The organism is Algoriphagus halophilus, from assembly GCF_900129785.1.
Classification (GTDB): domain Bacteria; phylum Bacteroidota; class Bacteroidia; order Cytophagales; family Cyclobacteriaceae; genus Algoriphagus; species Algoriphagus halophilus.
In genome coordinates this window covers 1,566,626-1,584,427 of sequence record NZ_FSRC01000001.1, presented here as the reverse complement: position 1 = coordinate 1,584,427, position 17,802 = coordinate 1,566,626, and the positions used below count along the sequence as shown (strand labels likewise).

General features: G+C 40.7%; 18 protein-coding genes. 10 read left to right on the top strand and 8 right to left on the bottom strand.

The genetic code is table 11. From position 1 onward, the window contains the following. Positions 1–23 precede the first annotated feature (23 nt). Positions 24–1,226: an L-2-hydroxyglutarate oxidase gene (lhgO, locus tag BUR11_RS06715; RefSeq protein ID WP_074224010.1), complete on the top strand. Its 1,203-nt coding sequence runs from the start codon at positions 24–26 to the stop codon at positions 1,224–1,226. Positions 1,227–1,242: 16 nt separating this feature from the next. On the opposite strand, the gene BUR11_RS06710 is transcribed toward lhgO, so the two are convergent. The 6 genes from BUR11_RS06710 to BUR11_RS06685 form a co-directional block, all read right to left on the bottom strand. Beyond that, complete coding sequence (locus BUR11_RS06710; protein WP_074224009.1) at positions 1,243–2,748, bottom strand: FMN-binding glutamate synthase family protein; 1,506 nt, start codon at positions 2,746–2,748, stop codon at positions 1,243–1,245. Positions 2,749–2,789: 41 nt separating this feature from the next. Next, on the bottom strand, positions 2,790–3,755 hold the full coding sequence (locus tag BUR11_RS06705; RefSeq protein WP_074224008.1) for a YheT family hydrolase: 966 nt from the start codon (positions 3,753–3,755) through the stop codon (positions 2,790–2,792). A 134-nt stretch (positions 3,756–3,889) separates the two neighbouring features. Beyond that, positions 3,890–4,237: a hypothetical protein gene (locus BUR11_RS06700; protein ID WP_074224007.1), complete on the bottom strand. Its 348-nt coding sequence runs from the start codon at positions 4,235–4,237 to the stop codon at positions 3,890–3,892. Continuing rightward, complete coding sequence (locus tag BUR11_RS06695; RefSeq protein ID WP_074224006.1) at positions 4,234–5,448, bottom strand: BaiN/RdsA family NAD(P)/FAD-dependent oxidoreductase; 1,215 nt, start codon at positions 5,446–5,448, stop codon at positions 4,234–4,236. The genes BUR11_RS06700 and BUR11_RS06695 overlap by 4 nt, the downstream gene beginning before the upstream one ends. A gap of 33 nt (positions 5,449–5,481) precedes the next feature. Further along, on the bottom strand, positions 5,482–7,020 hold the full coding sequence (locus BUR11_RS06690) for a helicase HerA-like domain-containing protein (protein ID WP_074224005.1): 1,539 nt from the start codon (positions 7,018–7,020) through the stop codon (positions 5,482–5,484). 89 nt (positions 7,021–7,109) lie between these two features. Continuing rightward, positions 7,110–7,517: a DUF4332 domain-containing protein gene (locus BUR11_RS06685; protein WP_074224004.1), complete on the bottom strand. Its 408-nt coding sequence runs from the start codon at positions 7,515–7,517 to the stop codon at positions 7,110–7,112. 211 nt (positions 7,518–7,728) lie between these two features. Here BUR11_RS06685 and BUR11_RS06680 point away from each other — a divergent pair, with 211 nt between their 5' ends. Further along, complete coding sequence (locus BUR11_RS06680; protein ID WP_074224003.1) at positions 7,729–8,457, top strand: molecular chaperone DnaJ; 729 nt, start codon at positions 7,729–7,731, stop codon at positions 8,455–8,457. A gap of 60 nt (positions 8,458–8,517) precedes the next feature. On the opposite strand, the gene BUR11_RS06675 is transcribed toward BUR11_RS06680, so the two are convergent. Both BUR11_RS06675 and BUR11_RS06670 read right to left on the bottom strand, forming a co-directional pair. After that, on the bottom strand, positions 8,518–9,120 hold the full coding sequence (locus BUR11_RS06675; RefSeq protein ID WP_074224002.1) for a tetratricopeptide repeat protein: 603 nt from the start codon (positions 9,118–9,120) through the stop codon (positions 8,518–8,520). A 10-nt stretch (positions 9,121–9,130) separates the two neighbouring features. After that, a complete protein-coding gene (locus BUR11_RS06670) occupies positions 9,131–9,946 on the bottom strand; it encodes a 2,3,4,5-tetrahydropyridine-2,6-dicarboxylate N-succinyltransferase (protein WP_074224001.1) in 816 nt (271 codons plus the stop codon). 20 nt (positions 9,947–9,966) lie between these two features. On the opposite strand from BUR11_RS06670, the gene BUR11_RS06665 reads away from it, so the two are divergent. The 8 genes from BUR11_RS06665 to mnmE all read left to right on the top strand — a co-directional run bounded on the left by BUR11_RS06665 (position 9,967) and on the right by mnmE (position 17,793). Then, the gene (locus BUR11_RS06665; RefSeq protein ID WP_074223999.1) at positions 9,967–11,097 is read left to right on the top strand and encodes a glycosyltransferase; all 1,131 of its coding nucleotides are present in this window, start codon (positions 9,967–9,969) and stop codon (positions 11,095–11,097) included. Positions 11,098–11,411: 314 nt separating this feature from the next. Next, the gene (locus BUR11_RS06660) at positions 11,412–12,074 is read left to right on the top strand and encodes a metal-dependent transcriptional regulator (RefSeq protein WP_074223998.1); all 663 of its coding nucleotides are present in this window, start codon (positions 11,412–11,414) and stop codon (positions 12,072–12,074) included. Next, positions 12,071–12,985 (top strand): metal ABC transporter solute-binding protein, Zn/Mn family, encoded by a 915-nt coding sequence (locus BUR11_RS06655; RefSeq protein WP_074223996.1) that lies wholly within the window; start codon positions 12,071–12,073, stop codon positions 12,983–12,985. The genes BUR11_RS06660 and BUR11_RS06655 overlap by 4 nt, the downstream gene beginning before the upstream one ends. After that, positions 12,982–13,770, top strand: coding sequence for a metal ABC transporter ATP-binding protein (locus BUR11_RS06650; protein ID WP_074223995.1), 789 nt, complete (start codon positions 12,982–12,984; stop codon positions 13,768–13,770). The genes BUR11_RS06655 and BUR11_RS06650 overlap by 4 nt, the downstream gene beginning before the upstream one ends. A 1-nt stretch (position 13,771) precedes the next feature. After that, positions 13,772–15,064: a metal ABC transporter permease gene (locus BUR11_RS06645; protein ID WP_074223994.1), complete on the top strand. Its 1,293-nt coding sequence runs from the start codon at positions 13,772–13,774 to the stop codon at positions 15,062–15,064. Beyond that, positions 15,051–15,965: a metal ABC transporter permease gene (locus tag BUR11_RS06640; protein ID WP_234982114.1), complete on the top strand. Its 915-nt coding sequence runs from the start codon at positions 15,051–15,053 to the stop codon at positions 15,963–15,965. The genes BUR11_RS06645 and BUR11_RS06640 overlap by 14 nt, the downstream gene beginning before the upstream one ends. Next, positions 15,962–16,414, top strand: coding sequence for a thioredoxin family protein (locus tag BUR11_RS06635; RefSeq protein WP_074223993.1), 453 nt, complete (start codon positions 15,962–15,964; stop codon positions 16,412–16,414). The genes BUR11_RS06640 and BUR11_RS06635 overlap by 4 nt, the downstream gene beginning before the upstream one ends. Further along, positions 16,411–17,793: a tRNA uridine-5-carboxymethylaminomethyl(34) synthesis GTPase MnmE gene (gene mnmE / locus BUR11_RS06630; RefSeq protein WP_074223991.1), complete on the top strand. Its 1,383-nt coding sequence runs from the start codon at positions 16,411–16,413 to the stop codon at positions 17,791–17,793. Before BUR11_RS06635 ends, mnmE begins: the two co-directional genes overlap by 4 nt. Positions 17,794–17,802: the final 9 nt, after the last annotated feature.

The following is a 17,802-nucleotide window of genomic DNA, read 5'->3' as shown; positions in this document are numbered from 1 at the left end:
TTTGCCCCATAAATAAACGACGCATGATTTACGACATTGTCATTGTTGGTGGAGGAATTGTTGGGTTGGCCACTGGGCTAAAAATCCAACAATCAAACCCTGCTCTGAAAATTGCCCTCCTGGAAAAAGAAGATCAACTAGCAAAACACCAAACTGGAAACAACAGTGGGGTGATCCATTCTGGCCTGTATTATAAACCAGGTTCCTTAAAGGCGACCAACTGCATCAATGGTTATCATGAATTGATTCAGTTCTGTGAAGAGGAAAAGATCCCTTACGAAATTACGGGCAAAGTCGTCGTTGCCACCAAAGATGAACAAATCCCTCTCTTAAATAATCTGCTTGAAAGAGGTCTTCAAAATGGATTGGCCGGAACCAGGTCTATTACGATTGATGAGTTAAAAGAGTATGAACCCCATTGTACCGGTGTAGCCGCCATCCACGTTCCCCAAACGGGAATCGTGGACTATTTTAACGTGGCCATTGCCTATGGAAGAAAGATTGTACAAGCTGGAGGGGAAATATTTTTAAATCATAAAGTATTAACTATCAATCACAAAGACAATATCAATTACATCGAAACTTCAAAAGGGGAATTTCAATGTAAGTTGGTGATCAACTGTGCGGGACTTTATTCAGATAAGGTAGCCCAGATGAATGAATCAGACCCTATCGATGTCAAAATCATACCTTTTAGAGGTGAGTATTACAAACTGAAAAAAGAGAAGGAGTATTTGGTCAAGAATCTTATTTATCCTGTTCCAGATCCGAATTTCCCCTTTTTAGGAGTTCATTATACCCGAATGAAAAAAGGTGGTGTGGAAGCAGGACCAAATGCAGTGCTTGCTTTCAAAAGAGAGGGATATAAGAAATCCCAAATCAATCTAGCGGAATTGGCCGAAAGTTTAGCATGGCCAGGATTTCAAAAAGTAGCGGCAAAATATTGGCAAACGGGTTTTGGAGAATTGTATAGATCTTTTTCAAAAGCAGCGTTTACCAAAGCGCTTCAAGAATTGATACCCGAAATTCAAGCTTCTGATTTGGAAGATGGAGGTGCGGGGGTACGGGCACAAGCCTGCGACAGAACAGGAGGTTTATTGGATGATTTTGCCATCAGGGAGTCTGCACATGCCATCAACGTATTAAATGCTCCTTCTCCAGCAGCTACTAGCTCACTTTCCATTGGAGGTACCGTGGCTGAATTGGCATTGAAAAGATTTCAATAAGAAATACGGACTTTGATTATACCTGGGTATTCACTGTATCCGGGAAATATCGATTGGCCAGTTTCACCATCTCATCTCCCTTCACTAAGTCGTGTATACTGATCTCAGAAGTATGGGTATGACCGGTGGCGCCCAGTAATTCCTGGACGGCATGCACTGTGTTTTTATGGAAGTTATAGACCCTTTCCGATTTATCACTGACCACCAAGCCTTTGGTCAGACTGGCCTTTTGGGTGGCAACTCCTGTTGGGCATTCATTGGTATTGCAACGTAAAGCTTGAATACATCCCAAACTGAACATAAAACCACGGGCAGAATTACATATATCCGCTCCCAAGGCAATGTTTTTAAGGATCGAAAAAGCTGAAATCGCTTTTCCAGAAGCTATGATCCGGATATGCTCTCTGAGGTGGTATTTTTCCAACGTACCATTCACAAAAATCAATGCAGGTTCCAAAGGAAGACCAACACTGTCCGAGAATTCCAATGGAGCTGCACCCGTTCCGCCTTCAGCTCCATCCACGGTAATAAAATCTGGCCAGATATGTTGGGCAACCATTTCCTTGCAGACATTCACAAATTCTTCTGTTCTGCCTATACAAAGTTTAAACCCAACGGGTTTGCCACCAGACAGTTTTCTAAGCTTCCCTACAAACTCCACCAATCCTTTGGGACCAGAAAATGCGGTATGTGCGGGAGGTGATAAAATGGTCTCTCCAGGCTTAACTCCCCTGATATGGGCAATTTCCTCTGTGTTTTTGACCCCAGGCAATACTCCCCCATGTCCTGGTTTTGCTCCTTGGGAAAGCTTGATCTCAATCATTTTGACCTGTGGCCAATTCGCCTTTTCCTTAAATTTTTCAGGGTCAAAATTTCCTTCTTCATCTCTACAGCCAAAATAACCTGTTCCAATTTGCCAAACGAGGTCTCCTCCCCCTTCACGATGGTGATTACTGATTCCTCCTTCTCCTGTATTATGAAAGAAGCCACCTTTTTTCGCACCTTTATTCAATGCCAAAATCGCGTTGGAACTCAGGGAGCCAAAACTCATGGCTGAAATATTAAGAATAGAAGCAGAATAGGGCTGGGTACAGTAATCACTTCCAATGGAAATTCTAGGTTCTTCCTCAATAGGCTTTACGGCATAAATAGAATGGCGTAAGGCCATATACTCCTCACCCCCCAGATCCCTTTGCGTTCCAAATGGATGTGTATCATTTACATTTTTGGCTCTTCTATAGACCAAAGACCTCAAATTTCTACTAAAAGGTCTTCCATCCGTATTGCTTTCTATAAAATATTGTTGAATCTCTGGAGAAATCGCCTCAAACATGTATCTGAAATGTCCCACAATAGGAAAATTCTTTAAAATCGCATGTTTTGTTTGAAGCACATCATAAAGCCCCACTACCAGCAATACCAAAAGAATGGCCAAAAAACTATATCCGAAGCCAAAGAAGTAAATAGATAATGCAGTGACAGAAATCAAAATAAATGCTGCCACAAAAAAAAGGGTTCTCATGGGGGTTCTATTAATTTATATCAAAACTAACAATTCCAAGTTTAGTTTTTACCTATCAAAAATTCAAGCAACCTTAATTCGGCCCAAGTAAATTCATTTCCTTTCAGTAAAAAGCCTGTATGTCCTCCTCTATCAGGCATTTCCAAATAGATTTCAGGCTTTTTCTTCGCCAATTCAATAGGGTAACACTCAGGTCCCAAAAGCGGGTCATTTTTTGCATTGATGATCAAAGTAGAAATGCTAATGTCCTTCATCCAATTATCCGCAGAGACCGATTGATAAAAATCCGCTGCATCCTTAAATCCATGAAGTTTAGCAGTAAAAAGCGTATCAAAGGAATCAAAATCCTTAACCTTCTCCAGTAATTCTAAATTGATCAGTTCTGGGAATTGAGAAGCTTTAGCAGCAATTTTCTTTTTAAGCTTTCCCAAAAATCGCTTTTTATAAAAGGTATTGGATTTCAGCTTTAATGTGGCTGCACTAGAAGGAAGGTTGCAAGGAGTGGAATAGACTGCCGCCTTCTTTATTTCTCGAGGTAGATCACTGGATTTTTCCCCTAAATATTTTAAAGTTTGAGCACCTCCCATGCTGATTCCAGTCAAATAAATATCAGTATAGGCTCCTGTATTTAAGACATATTGAATAGAGGTATCTAAATCATAGCTTGCACCATGATGATAGAGGATTGGGAGGTCATTGATTTCCCCACCACAAGTTCTGTTATTCCAAACCATGACATCTATTTGCTGTTGATTAAACAGCTTTACCAATCCTTTCACATAGTGTCGATTGGAATCTCCTTCCAATCCATGTGAAATGATCAATAGACGATTAGAACCTACTTTAGACCAATCCAAATTCAAAAAATCCCCATCCGGCGTATCTATTCGTTCACGCACATAGTCCACCTCATTTACTTTTCTATAAAGACTAGGAACAATGGTTTCTAAGTGGCCATTAAACAAAAAGGCTGGAGGGCCGGGGTAAGAGGAAGGAACAATAGGCATCGTACTAAATAAGAATTCCTTTACAAGAAGTTCATGCTATGGTAATCAACGGTAAAAAAGGCCCTGTTACCTTTGGGCTTTCTTCATAGGGTAAAAATAATTTAAAAAGTGGAGTTGCAGGTGCGACTCCTTTTTTATTTTAATAGCAGGCTAACATTATAAATTGCATTGTCCAAAAGACTGTTTAGCTGAACCACATGGCTTGAAAAGTGATCAGTAAAACCTTCAGACTCTACTATTTCTTTTCCATTCTGCATTTCAACGATCAAGTCTTCAAACTCAAACATCGCAAGAGTAGGTTTTAACTTATGGCGTATCTGTTGGATTTTCACCTCATCTTGTTCTGCATGGCCTTCTGAATAAACCGTTTTTAATTCAACTAGACCAAGATGAATCGCTTTGGTTAATTCCACCTTGAACTCTTCGTCTCCGTCTGCGATTTCAAGGATTTTTTGATTTAACTCAGGGTAAAGTTTGATCATATACTGCTATTTACTGATGAGATTCCGGCTAAATATCCAGTGGACCAGGCAGCCTGAAAATTAAAGCCTCCAGTGATTCCGTCAATATTTAAGATTTCTCCGGCAAAGTATAGATTCGGGTGATACATACTCTCCATTGTATTAGGATTTACCTCTTGTAGAGCTATTCCTCCGGCAGTCACAAACTCCTCTTTAAAGGTTGTTTTGCCATCGATGTTCAAAATATGGCAAAAAAGGTTCTGTACCAACTTATTGTACTGCTTTTTACTCAATCCATTGAAAGTTTGATTCAATTCAATCTCCGAACGATTACATAGGTATTCCCATAACCTTCCGGGAACCTCAAACAAGGGGTAATTAATGACCTTTCTATTTGGATGAGATGTCGCATAAGCCATTAAATGTTCCAAATACTTGGTTTCATTAAAATCTGAATTCCAATTGATGATGGCACGGGCATGGTATTTTTTTTCATGAAGCCATTCTGCCCCAAATGCTGACAATTTTAGCACCGCTGGACCTGATACACCCCAATGGGTAATTAATAATGGGCCTTGGTAATTCAGCTTAGTTCCTTCAATTTTCACATGCGCATCAGGCATGGAAATCCCCATCAATTTCTTGATCGGTTCCTGAGGCGTATTAAATGTAAACAAGGAAGGAATTGGACTGACGATGGAATGTTTTAGGTTTTTTAGAAATGAATAGCCCTCCAATTTGGGATGACCACCTCCAGCCACGATCACCGCATCGAAGGTTAATTCCCCATGGTTGGTCTCCAACAAAAAGGAATTGGCTTGATTCTGTATTGCTTTGATTCCAGTAGAGGTTTTTATCTGGATCCCCAATTGATTAGCTTCCTTCAATAAGGCATCAATTATGCTTTGAGAATCATCCGACACGGGAAACATTCTTCCATCCGCTTCCACTTTCAAAGGAACTGAACGGGATTCAAACCAATGGATGGTATCCTCACTTTTAAAATGACGGAACACCTTTTTCAGAAATTTTTCACCCCTGGGATAATTCTTGACCAATTTGGAGATTTCCAGTGGCTTATGGGTCATATTACACCTGCCCCCACCAGAGACTTTTACCTTGGATAATAACTTGGGTGACTTTTCGAAAATAGTAACTGAACTTCCTTTTTTACTGGCATGAATGGCAGCAAAAAAACCTGCAGCACCTCCTCCGATAACAGCTATTTTCAAAATTATAACAAATTAAATATAAGGAACTTATGACTATCTTCTTCTTCCGGTGAATGAACCTAGGATTCCTCTTGTTAATTCCCGAAAAATTGTTCTTCCTAACTGCCTTACCATGGTGTTCTTGCTCAATTCCTCAAATAAAGATTCTTCTTCTTTCGCCCTGGGTCTGGGTTTGGGAATTGAGGGTTTCGGAAGGGTTGCTTTTTCCTGCTCTTTCTCCACTTGATTCAATTTCTCTTCCAGCATTTCAAACGCACTTTCCCGATCCATTTCTTCATTGTATTTCTTGACTAAATCAGAATGATTGACCAAGGCATCTATTTCATGATTGGTAAGAATATCCATTCTGGAAATAGGGGCTCTCACTAAGGTTTGAGCCAAAGGAGTAGGAATTCCCTTTTCATTTAAGGCTGTAATCAAAGCTTCCCCTATTCCCATTTGGGTGAGCACTTTTGCGGTGTCGTAAAACTCGGAATCAGGGTAATTTTCCGCAGTTTTAGTAATGGCCTTTCGGTCCTTTGCGGTAAATGCCCTTAAGGCATGTTGCACTTTAAGTCCCAATTGACCCAAGATGCTTTCAGGAACATCGGTGGGAGTTTGAGTACAAAAATACACCCCTACTCCTTTGGAACGGATCAGTTTTACGATGGCCTCGATTTTTTCCAACAGATCTTTTGATGCAGTAGAAAATACCAAATGGGCTTCATCAATAAACAGGCAGAGTTTTGGTTGATCTGCATCTCCTTGTTCTGGGAAGGTTTCATAGATTTCAGAAAGCAAGCTTAGCATAAAGGTGGAAAACAATTTAGGCGTGCTTTGAATGTCAGTCAATCGAATCACAGATACCACGCCTTTCCCATCTTTTTGCCTTACAAAGTCCTGAACCTCAAAGGATCGTTCTCCAAAGAACCGTTCCGCTCCTTGTTGCTCCAGCTCAATGATTTTACGCATAATGGTATTCACAGAAGCCGATGAAACCTGTCCAAATTCTTTCTTAATGATCTCCTTCCCCTCATTCGAAATGAATTGAAGTACTCTTTTCAGATCCTTCAAATCCACCAGAGGCAGCAAATTCATATCGCAATAGCGAAAAACAACGGCGATTACTCCTTGCTGGGTATCATTTAGATCCAAAATCTGGGAAATCAATACCGGTCCAAATTCAGACACGGTAGCCTTTAATCTTACTCCCTTTTCTTCTGAAATGGACATTAATTCCACTGGCACACCACTGGGTTGGTAGTCTACTCCTATTACATCAGAACGCTTTTGAATAAAATCATTCAATTGACCCGGTTGTGCCAATCCAGAAAGATCTCCTTTCAGGTCCATGACCACGGAAGGTATTCCTTTGAGTGAAAGCTGCTCGGAAATCACTTGCAAAGTCTTCGTCTTCCCAGTTCCTGTAGCTCCGGCAATCAATCCATGTCTGTTCATGGTTTTTAGAGGAACCTTCACCTGAGCCTGAGGAACAGGGTATCCATCTAACATACCTGTGCCTAAAACAATGAAATCTTTTTTATAGACCTGACCTTCAGCAAGGAGCTTTTTAAATGCTTCAGTTTTACTCATGGGAGATAAGATTAGGGTTCTAAACTACAAAAAAAACCTTGATGCGATCAGCAAAAAGGTTTTCTATAAGATCAAGTTGTTAAAAAAACTTAGTAGGTGACTATTGGCTCCAGGGTTTTAGCATGCTCCACATATTTGGCTACTTGAGAGGCTGCAGGCACAGCTCTTGTCAGGCCTTTTTCCTCTTGGGTTTTCACCAAAGCCGCATGTAGGTTTTCAGGGTTTCTGTTTCTGAGTTCCTTCACCGTATCTACTCCTGCAGCTTTCAATAATTCGGCGAATTGACTTCCTACTCCATCTATTCTAAATAGGTCAGCCATATTTACCCAATCCAAAATTTTACCTTCAGCGATTCCAGATGCATCGGCAATTGCTTTTCTTCCTGCTTTCGTAGCGCCTTTTTCCAATAAACCCTCTACTGAGGAAACTCCTGCAGCCGCCAATTTTTCTTTCATTACCGGACCGATACTTTCAATCATTGTGATTGGTTTTGCCATAATCGTTTGGATTAAATTGTTAAATCAATAAAACTAAAATTATATGAAAATAAATAGTTAAAGCAATGCATAATGCCAAACTATATTCCATGCCTAAATTAAAGACAATTTTTAATTTACAAAATCCACTTACAATAAAATACTATTACCAAACCACTTAGTAAAGATTAACTTTTACTTTTCAAATCATCTATCTTTATTGCTGCATTAAATGATAGATCCGAAAGTGAATACCAAAACATTCTACACCTATACCTTTTTCTTATTATTCCTTTTCCTTTCCTTGGGTTTCAGCGCTAAAGCGCAAATTGGGCCAAATTTAGGGCAAACGGATAGTTGGATGAAAAGTGCAGTGGCAGCTATTGAACGAAGTGATTATGAAACTGCAAATGGCATATTCAGAAACTTAATCGACTCGGGATTACCACTTCCGGAGGAAATGCCCTATTACTTTGCAGAAACACTTTACCACTTAGGGCAATATGATAACTCCGCGAATTTCCTGAACAAGTATTTAGAACTGTCAGGATTTACCGGGGATCATTACAAAGGTGCCCAGGAACTTCAAAAGAAATTAGAAGGGCCCTTACGTGATATTCAAACTTGTCAGTTGTGTGATAGAAAAGGATACCGCTACAAGGTATGTTTCACCTGTGATGGCAATAAAGAAATCCAACAGGACTGCGATTATTGCAAAGCCAAAGGTGTAGTGGGTTGTAGTAGATGTGGCGGCACCGGCATGATAACCAAAAGAAATATTTTCAATATTGTCGAATATTTCGAGTGTGAGCGCTGCAGTGGAAAAGGTAGACTTACTTGTCCCGTTTGTGAGGGGTCGTTAAAAGAAGTCAGCGCCTGCAGGACTTGCGGTGGTTCTGGAAGATTAGCATCTGAGAATTTATGTGATCATCAAGCTGAAGAACCACATGATCATTCCTAGGAAAATGGGAATAGCGTAAAAAAAGAACATAAAAAAAACCGGCCTAAGCCGGTTTTATTTTTATTTACAATACTTGTCCATGGCTTCCTGAGCACCTGGATATTCCAATGACCTGGCTAATTGAAAATCCTCACAAGAACTTCCGATATTCCCAATAGCCACTTTTAATAAGCCTCTATTGTAATAAGCCTGACCAAAATCTTTATCTCTTTTGATTGCATCCGCATAGGAAGTCAAAGCCTCCTCGGATTTCCCCATTTGGTGCAATGCTCTCGCTTTGATAAAAGAAGCCATCGCTGGGGCTCCAGGAACTTCTTCTGCCCTACTTGAATAAAGCAACGCATTGGTGAAGTTTTTCTCTTTATGATGCAGGTTTGCCAAGCTCAATAATACCTGAATATTATTGGGTTCAATTTCCAATGCCCTTTCAAAATCATTTTTGGCATTTTCAAATTGATTCTGCTCTTCGTATGCTCTTCCTCTATTGTAAAGCATTCGAACATCATTGGGGTTAAACTTCAAAGTTTCGGAATATTCAGAAACAGCTTCCGCGTAATTTCCTGAATTAAAATACTGATCTCCCGGGTTTTCATCCGGTTTAGAACAAGCCCATAAAACCCCTGACAACGCCGCCATCAAAAGGACTTGATTTAACTTTTTCATTTTAGTTGGTTTAAACTGCTACACTATTATCTCTTAGCGCATCATTCAGTGATGTCTTTAGATCGGTAGAAGCTTTTCTCTTTCCAATGATAATTGCACAAGGAACATGATAAGTCCCCGCTGCAAATTCTTTTGGAAGTGAGCCTGGAATCACCACAGATCTTTCTGGAACAATTCCTTTATATTCTACAGGTTCTGGACCCGTAACGTCAATAATTTTTGAACTTGCTGTCAATGTAACTCCTGCACCAATCACCGCCTCTTTACACACTCTGACTCCTTCTACAATGATCGCTCTAGAACCAATAAATGCTCCGTCTTCAATAATGACGGGAGCTGCTTGAACAGGCTCTAAAACTCCACCGATACCTACACCACCACTTAAATGAACATTTTTACCGATCTGCGCACAAGATCCTACCGTAGCCCAAGTATCAACCATCGTGCCACCGTCCACATATGCACCAATATTAACATAACTTGGCATCATCACTACTCCACTCGCCAAGTAAGCACCATATCGGGCTACTGCATGAGGAACCACTCTAACTCCTTGTTTGGCATAATTGGTTTTCAATGCCATTTTATCATGAAATTCAAAAGGACCAACCTCAATAGTTTGCATCTTTTGAATCGGGAAGTAAAGAATCACCGCCTTTTTTACCCAGTCATTTACCTTCCAACTTCCATCTTCCATTGGTTCGGCTACCCGGGTTTGTCCGGTATCCAAATCATCAATGACCGTCTTTATAGCAATTTGTGTTTCTTTCTGCGTTAATAGTTCTCGGTTTTCCCAAGCATTTTCGATGATGGTTTTCAGTTCCATTATTTTAATTAGTTTCGTTTATGGGTCAAAGCAAAGCCTCTAAAATTCCCGTTTTAATAGCTTCTAGCCTCAAACCGCTCAAAGATACGAGGGCTTGGGAAAAGCTCGGCAATTCACTGCGCGAATCAAACAAATACACCCTAAACATCATAGGATTTTCCTCTAAAATCGAGGAAAGTATAGCCGAAGTCCGGTTTTTTCCATCACTTTCAAACCGATACTCAACTTGGGAAAGATTTTTCTCACAATTCAGATTCCTCAAAACCTTGGTCCAAACCCGTCCAAAAATCTTAATTGTTTGTACTTATGAATACCTGGCTTCTGCTGCTTTATTAAAAGTAATACTGGGATATAAATTGATCTATGATGTACAGGAAAACTATGTTCTAAACCTGAAATTAAACCCCGATTTATCCAATTACCAGCGTTCAAATGCTCTAAGAATAATACAAAATTTAGAATCCATAAAAGGGGTGGATTGTTACTTTTTAGCTGAGGCATGCTATGTCCCACAAATGCCGGAAAAGAAACCCTTCTTAATTTTGGAGAATAAGTTCGCAGGAAATATAGTCACTGGATCGCGTTTAGATTACTCCGAAAAAAGAGCCTTTCAATTCCTTATTTCAGGAACCATCACACCGGCTTTTGGAACCATTCAGGGAATCCAATTCTTCAAACAAATCCAACAAATATTCCCAAATTCAAGGCTTATAATTATTGGACACACCCCCTTACATAGCTTCCGAAAAAAGCTGGAAATGGAAGTAGGATCCCATCCTGGAATCGAATTAAAAATAACCGATACTCCGGTAGATCATGAAGAGATCGTAAAGGAAATCATAGCAGCAGATTTTTGTCTGTTGCCCTATCAATCCCATGAAGCGATCTCTTCCAAAATGCCCACCAAACTTTTTGAAGCAATGGCATTGCATACCCCTGTGTTGATCAGTCCCAATGAGAAATGGAAAGCTTTTATAGATCAATATCAGGGAGGCACTCAACTAGATTTTGATAGTATGGATGTAGCCATCGCTCAATTTTTAGCTGCAATTAAAAACCCGTTTTTTATAAACCAACCAGGAGAAGAAGTTCTTTGGAGTTCCCAAGAAGGACAAATGCTTTCCTGCCTCGAGCAACTTCTCTCATTCTAATCTCTTGTGGATATCCACAAAAGTTATCCACTCCACCCCTTCCAATTACACTGATTTCAGAGAAATGGAAACTCCTTTTTTCTCCAGTCTTCACGCAGAAAATCGTCTTTTTATTCATTTCCATAATTATTAATATGCTATTTTTCAGTAGTTTATAATTTTTATTTTTTCAGACTAAATTATTTTTTAGACATATCTAAATTGATAATCACATTAAAATTTGGCTTATCCACAGTCGATTTAGACATAATCAAATATTTATTTAGCTATATCTAAATTATTTTTTACCTTTACCTTAGATAATTTGGAGTACTATGAATATGACTACAGCTGAAGAGAATTATTTGAAGGCGATCTACCACCTGTCTGACGGTGGAAAAAAGAGTGTGTCCACCAATGATGTCGCAGCAGAGATGAAAACCAAGCCTGCCTCCGTCAGCGATATGCTTAGAAAACTAGGAGACAAGGAAGTCATTGAATACAGAAAGTATTATGGAGTAAACATCACCGAAGAAGGAAAAAAACGAGCCCTCCAAACCATCCGGAAACATCGTCTCTGGGAAGTGTTCTTGGTGGACAAATTGCAGTTCGCCTGGGATGAAGTACATGAGGTAGCAGAGGAACTCGAACACATTCAATCTCCCCTATTGATCCAACGTCTTGATGCTTATTTGAACTATCCCAAATTCGACCCACATGGAGATCCTATCCCTGATGAATATGGTGATGTGAGAGCTAGACCAAGAGTAGCATTGAATGAAATGGAAATAGATCAAACCGGACAAATTGTAGCAGTGAAAGACAGCTCTGCAGCTTTCCTTCGATACCTGGATAAAGTAGGTGCATACATCGGTGCACGAATAAAAGTTTTGGACAAAGTAGAGTTTGATGGTTCCCTGGAAATTCTAGTTGATCAGAAAAAAACACTCTTTATGTCCAAGGATGTAGCAGCAAATATTCTGGCTATTCAATCATGAGAAAAATCCTATTTCTAATACTGCTCTCGATCGGTCTCCTCTCTTGTAAAAGAGAAGATAAAACCCAACGTCAAAAACCCTTGGTAGTAGCCACCACCAGTATTTTGGCAGATGGTATTCGAAATATGTTAGGAGACAAAGCGGATGTCAGAGCATTAATGCCTGCCGGTGTAGACCCCCATTTATACAAGGCTTCTGTCAGAGACCTGGACTTACTCCAAGAGGCGGATATGGTCGTCTATCACGGTTTATTTCTGGAGGGAAAAATGACCGAAATTTTTGAAAAACTTTCTTATAGTCAAAACCTGATCAATGCGGCTGAAAATCTGCCTGAGGAGCTATTATTACGATCAGGCCCTGAAGCACACAGTGTAGACCCCCACATTTGGTTTGACCTGAAAATTTGGTCCATCGCCTTATCCAATACTTCTGTAGCATTAGCGGCATGGAAACCAGAATGGAAGCAGGAGATTGAACAAAACACGGCACAATACCTGAACGAATTGAAGACATTGGATCAGGAAATCCAGGTCAAAGTAGACCAATTAAAATCCAGTAATCAGGCCTTAATTACAGCCCATGATGCATTCGCCTATTTTGGAAAATCCTACCAACTTGAAGTAAAAGGATTACAAGGGCTCTCCACCTTAAGTGAACCGGGATTACGGGACCTGACCGGGTTAATTCAATTTATTGTGGACCGAAATATCCACGCAGTATTTGCCGAACAGACCATCTCCCCCAAAGCCATTGAAGCGGTAGTAGCTGGATGCGCCAACCAAAATCATCAAATTGTAATGGCAGGCCCCTTATTCACCGATAGCCTAGATGCTCCTGATACTCCAGCAGGAACCTATATAGGAATGGTGAGATCAAACCTACAAACCATTTATAAAAACCTGAACCCATGATCACGCAAGTAGATAACCCAATTCTTGAAATCCATGATTTAATTGTCAGCTACGACCAAAGCCCAGTGCTCTGGAATGTGGATTTAAGCTTACCCTCCGGCAAGCTTATAGGAATTTTAGGCCCAAACGGTGCCGGAAAGTCCACTTTGATCAAGGCGATCATGGGATTGGTCACTCCTAGCAGCGGCTATGTCAAGATATTTAATGAAACACTAGATCAAGTTCGATCGAGAATAAGTTACGTACCCCAACGAGAGTCGGTGGACTGGAATTTCCCGGCATCTGTCTTGGATGTGGTGATGATGGGTACCTATGGAAAATTAGGCTTATTCAAAAGACCGGGAAAAAAAGAGAAAGACATCGCTTTAAGCTGCCTTGAAAAAGTAGGGATGATGTCTTTTGTAAACAGACAAATATCCGAGTTGTCAGGAGGCCAGCAGCAGCGGGTCTTTATAGCCAGAGCCTTGGCACAGGAAGCGGATCTATATTTAATGGACGAACCATTTGCTGGAGTGGACATGTCTACCGAAACAGCCATTTTCCATTTATTACAAGAAATGGCTGCGCAGGGCAAAACCGTGATTGTCGTTCACCATGACATTCATTCGGCCATGAATTATTTCGATTGGATCATCATGTTGAACCTCCATTTGGTAGCTTCAGGACCCAATGAACATGTGATGTCCGAGGAACTGTTACGGAAAACCTATGGCGGAAAATTAAATCTTTTGACCAAGGTCACAGATTTAATCAAACAAAAAGACTTCAACCCATTGAAAAGCTGATATGGAAGATTTTCTCTACTTCTTTACTTTTCAGGACAGCTCCATCGCCTTTGTAGTGATTGGCATCACCTTGCTTGGTTTAGGATCAGCCTACGTTGGAACCTATAGCTTTTTGGATAAAAAAGCATTGCTAGGGGACGCTATCTCCCATGCGGTACTTCCAGGGATTTGTCTGGGCTTTATCTTAGCAGGTGAGAAAGATCCTATTTTTATCGTAGGAGGCGCCTTCTTATCGGGAGCCTTGGCCACCTTTCTTACTTCCTGGATCAGAACCAATACCAAATTGTCGGAAGATGCCATTATTGCCTCTATCCTATCCATATTCTTTGGCTTTGGCGTAGTACTGCTCACCGTCATTCAGAAATCAGGCAATCCTGAAATGGCCGGGCTCAACCAGTTCATTTTCGGAAACGCCATTGCCATTTTAGAAGAGGACCTTTACATCTATGGAGGACTGGCGGTATTGATCATCATTAGCTTGAGTTTGTTCCAAAAAGAATTTAGCCTTCTGGTCTTTAATCCGGATTATGGTAAAGCGATAGGTTACCCCATGGGCACTATCCGATTAATATTTAATGTGTTAATGATACTGGCAGTCGTGATAGGGATTCAGGCTATTGGCGTGGTATTAATGGCTGCTTTATTGATTACCCCTGGAGCAGCGGCAAGATTCTGGACAGACCGACTACATAAGCTACTGCTTATAGCCGGGCTATTTTCCGTGATTTCCGGCATCATCGGAACCTATATCTCTTTTGTCTTGCCTCAAATGCCTACTGGACCTTGGGTGGTAGTCTGCCTCTCATTACTGGCACTTATCTCCTTTCTTTTTGCACCTAAGAAAGGGGTGCTATCCCGAAGTATATCGCGAAAAAATTACTTAAACAAAACCCACCGGGACCACTTATTAAAGGCGCTGCATCATGGTTTGGAAAATGGTAAAAAATACCTCTCCATAGAAGAAATCTATGAGAGCTTTCCTTTCCAAAAACAAAAAAGCAAGCAGTCAATCAATGATTTAATAAAAAAAGGTTTAATCACTAAAAATCAGAACCTTATTATATTAACAAATGAAGGAAAATCAGAATCAAAACGAATCGTAAGACTACATCGACTATGGGAATTATACCTCAATGAGTACATGAATATTGCTCCGGATCATGTGCACGATACAGCCGAAAAACTGGAACATATCCTAACACCTGAAGTAGAAGCATTGCTGGAGAAAAAAATGAATTTCCCTAAACTGGATCCTCATCAAGAAAACATACCAAGAGACTATGATGACCTTTGATCAAAACGCATTCTTAATCATTTTCACCGCTTCGCTGATTGCGATCTCCTGTGGTTTATTAGGTGTATTTATGATGCTCCGAAAAATGTCCATGACTGGAGATGCCATTTCCCATGCCGTTTTACCGGGCATTGTCATCGGGTTCTTTATATCCGGAAGTCAGCGAGGGCTGGAAGTAATCATTGGTGCTGGAATTCTGGGCATTTTTGCCACCTTGGTCATTGACTGGCTTCGGCAGAAAGCAAGAGTTCAGCTTGATGCCTCCATCGGAATCACCTTCACCCTACTCTTTGCCATTGGAATTATCCTGATCAACCTGCTTGCCTACAAAGTAGACCTGGATCAGGAATGTGTCCTGTATGGTGAAATCGCTTACCTCCCTATTGATCTATGGATTTCGGATTCGGGATTTAATTATGGGCCAAGAATCACCTATCTCGCTGTCCTCAATGTTGCCTTGGTGGGAGGTTTTATCACCTTATTGTTTAAGGAGTTAACCCTGACCAGCTTCGATGAAAACTTCAGCACCGTGATGGGACTTCCTTCTAAAACGGTCAATCTGGCCTTAATGTCCATGGTATCGTATACTACTGTAAGCAGTTTTGAAGCAGTGGGTGCCATTTTGGTGGTAGCTTTATTGGTAGTGCCACCTTCTACTGCATTCTTATGGACCAAAAAATTAATGCCATTGATCAAACTTACTTGTGGATTAGGCATTTTTATTGCACTATCAGGATATTACCTTGCTTACCTAGTGGATAGTTCAATTGCTGGAATGATGGTAGCCGTTTCCGGCGTCCTATTTTTGGCCAGTGTACTAATTAAAGGTAAAAGACCTAAATTTACATTTGAACTTCCAAGGAGCAAGAATGGTTTATCCCTCGAAGACAAACAATTATGAGAAAGATAGTTCTAATCGCATTTACTTTATTCTTAGGCTTTGCCGCACAGGCTCAGGAAGAGATCAAGTGGATGAAATTTGAAGACGCGGTAGCAGCAAATCAAGAAAACCCAAAAATGCTATTAGTGGACGTGTACACCGATTGGTGTGGATGGTGCAAAAAAATGGATGCCTTGACTTTTAAGGATCCAAGCGTCATTGATTACGTCAACGATCAATTTTACGCAGTGAAATTAAATGCGGAGGATGATAACCGCACCTTTGATTTCATGGGTAAAAAATATTCTGAAGCGGAAATGGCTGCGGTGATGCGCGTGCGTTCTTTTCCGAATTTCGTGATCATCGACCCTACCCTAAAAAATATCACCCAGCTTCCAGGCTATAGAGAGCCGGAGCAATTTTTAGAAGGATTGGGATACATCGTCAAAAAAGGTTTTAGAGGACAATGAGTTTTTCACTTTCCGAAGGGAATGATACCATCATTGCTTTGGCAACCCCTCAAGGGGTGGGTGCCATTGCTGTCATCCGACTTTCTGGCAAAGACGCCATCAAACTTTGCAATGAAGTCTTTTTCGGAAAGAATCTGGAAAAGCAGGAAAGTCATACCATCCATTTTGGAACCATACGGGATGGAGAAAAAATCATAGATGAGGTGTTGGTCTCCTTATTTATCGCCCCCAAATCATTTACCAAGGAAAATGTAGTGGAAATCTCCACGCATGGTTCCTCCTACATCATCAATCAGGTCATCAAACTTTTCCTAAAGAAAGGTGCAAGACCAGCCAAACCAGGAGAATTCACTCAGCGAGCATTCTTAAACGGGCAATTTGATCTGGCTCAAGCAGAAGCAGTAGCAGATTTGATCCATGCCGATTCAGAAAGCAGCCATCAAGCAGCCTTAAGTCAAATGCGAGGAGGATTCAGCAGCGAAATTCAACAGCTGCGTGAAAAGCTGATTCATTTTGCCTCTATGATTGAATTAGAACTCGATTTTGGCGAGGAAGATGTGGAATTCGCCAGTAGAACAGAGCTACAGGAATTGGTAGAGCGACTCTTGAGAGTGATTGAAGAATTGATCCTCAGCTTTGACTTAGGGAATGTCATCAAAAATGGAGTTCCTACGGTTATTGCCGGGAAACCAAATGCCGGCAAGTCCACCCTATTGAATGCCCTTCTCAATGAAGAAAAGGCCATTGTATCGGATATAGCCGGAACTACCCGTGATTTTATTGAAGATGAGATCAATTTAGGGGGGGTGATCTTCCGATTCATCGATACGGCAGGATTGAGAGAAACCACCGACACCATAGAAGCCATTGGGGTCAGTCGAACCCAAGAGAAAATGAAAACTGCTTCCTTGATCCTATATTTATTTGATTTGGGAGATACAGACCTAATTGAGATCAACCGAGATGTGAATAAGCTGGAAAATCTGGGTGTTCCCTTTCTGAAAATCGCCAATAAAATAGATAAGGCGAATTCGGAACTGGTTTCTGAACTCCAGTCAAAACATCCGGATACTATTTTTATATCTGCTGGAAAGAAGGAAAACCTGGAAGAATTGAAAGCCAGAATCCTGGAGCTGGTGAATCTGGATAAGTTTAAGACCGGAAACACCATCGTGACCAATGTGCGTCATTACGATTCTTTAATCAAAACACGGGATTCCTTATTGGATATTTTGAAAGGCATTGACGATCAAATCACCAATGATTTTGTGGCCATGGATATCCGTCGTTCCCTGCATTACCTAGGAGAGATCACCGGAGAGATTACTACGGATGATTTGTTGGCTAACATTTTTTCCAAGTTTTGTATCGGGAAATAGACCAGGCTT

What these genes read in the sequence shown, in the direction of transcription:
- lhgO (WP_074224010.1), top strand. Translation starts at nt 24, where the DNA reads ATGATTTACGACATTGTCATTGTTGGTGGAGGAATTGTTGGGTTGGCC.
- BUR11_RS06710 (WP_074224009.1), bottom strand. Translation starts at nt 2,748, where the DNA reads ATGAGAACCCTTTTTTTTGTGGCAGCATTTATTTTGATTTCTGTCACT.
- BUR11_RS06705 (WP_074224008.1), bottom strand. Translation starts at nt 3,755, where the DNA reads ATGCCTATTGTTCCTTCCTCTTACCCCGGCCCTCCAGCCTTTTTGTTT.
- BUR11_RS06700 (WP_074224007.1), bottom strand. Translation starts at nt 4,237, where the DNA reads ATGATCAAACTTTACCCTGAGTTAAATCAAAAAATCCTTGAAATCGCA.
- BUR11_RS06690 (WP_074224005.1), bottom strand. Translation starts at nt 7,020, where the DNA reads ATGAGTAAAACTGAAGCATTTAAAAAGCTCCTTGCTGAAGGTCAGGTC.
- BUR11_RS06685 (WP_074224004.1), bottom strand. Translation starts at nt 7,517, where the DNA reads ATGGCAAAACCAATCACAATGATTGAAAGTATCGGTCCGGTAATGAAA.
- BUR11_RS06680 (WP_074224003.1), top strand. Translation starts at nt 7,729, where the DNA reads ATGATAGATCCGAAAGTGAATACCAAAACATTCTACACCTATACCTTT.
- BUR11_RS06675 (WP_074224002.1), bottom strand. Translation starts at nt 9,120, where the DNA reads ATGAAAAAGTTAAATCAAGTCCTTTTGATGGCGGCGTTGTCAGGGGTT.
- BUR11_RS06670 (WP_074224001.1), bottom strand. Translation starts at nt 9,946, where the DNA reads ATGGAACTGAAAACCATCATCGAAAATGCTTGGGAAAACCGAGAACTA.
- BUR11_RS06665 (WP_074223999.1), top strand. Translation starts at nt 9,967, where the DNA reads ATGGGTCAAAGCAAAGCCTCTAAAATTCCCGTTTTAATAGCTTCTAGC.
- BUR11_RS06660 (WP_074223998.1), top strand. Translation starts at nt 11,412, where the DNA reads ATGAATATGACTACAGCTGAAGAGAATTATTTGAAGGCGATCTACCAC.
- BUR11_RS06655 (WP_074223996.1), top strand. Translation starts at nt 12,071, where the DNA reads ATGAGAAAAATCCTATTTCTAATACTGCTCTCGATCGGTCTCCTCTCT.
- BUR11_RS06650 (WP_074223995.1), top strand. Translation starts at nt 12,982, where the DNA reads ATGATCACGCAAGTAGATAACCCAATTCTTGAAATCCATGATTTAATT.
- BUR11_RS06645 (WP_074223994.1), top strand. Translation starts at nt 13,772, where the DNA reads ATGGAAGATTTTCTCTACTTCTTTACTTTTCAGGACAGCTCCATCGCC.
- BUR11_RS06640 (WP_234982114.1), top strand. Translation starts at nt 15,051, where the DNA reads ATGATGACCTTTGATCAAAACGCATTCTTAATCATTTTCACCGCTTCG.
- BUR11_RS06635 (WP_074223993.1), top strand. Translation starts at nt 15,962, where the DNA reads ATGAGAAAGATAGTTCTAATCGCATTTACTTTATTCTTAGGCTTTGCC.
- mnmE (WP_074223991.1), top strand. Translation starts at nt 16,411, where the DNA reads ATGAGTTTTTCACTTTCCGAAGGGAATGATACCATCATTGCTTTGGCA.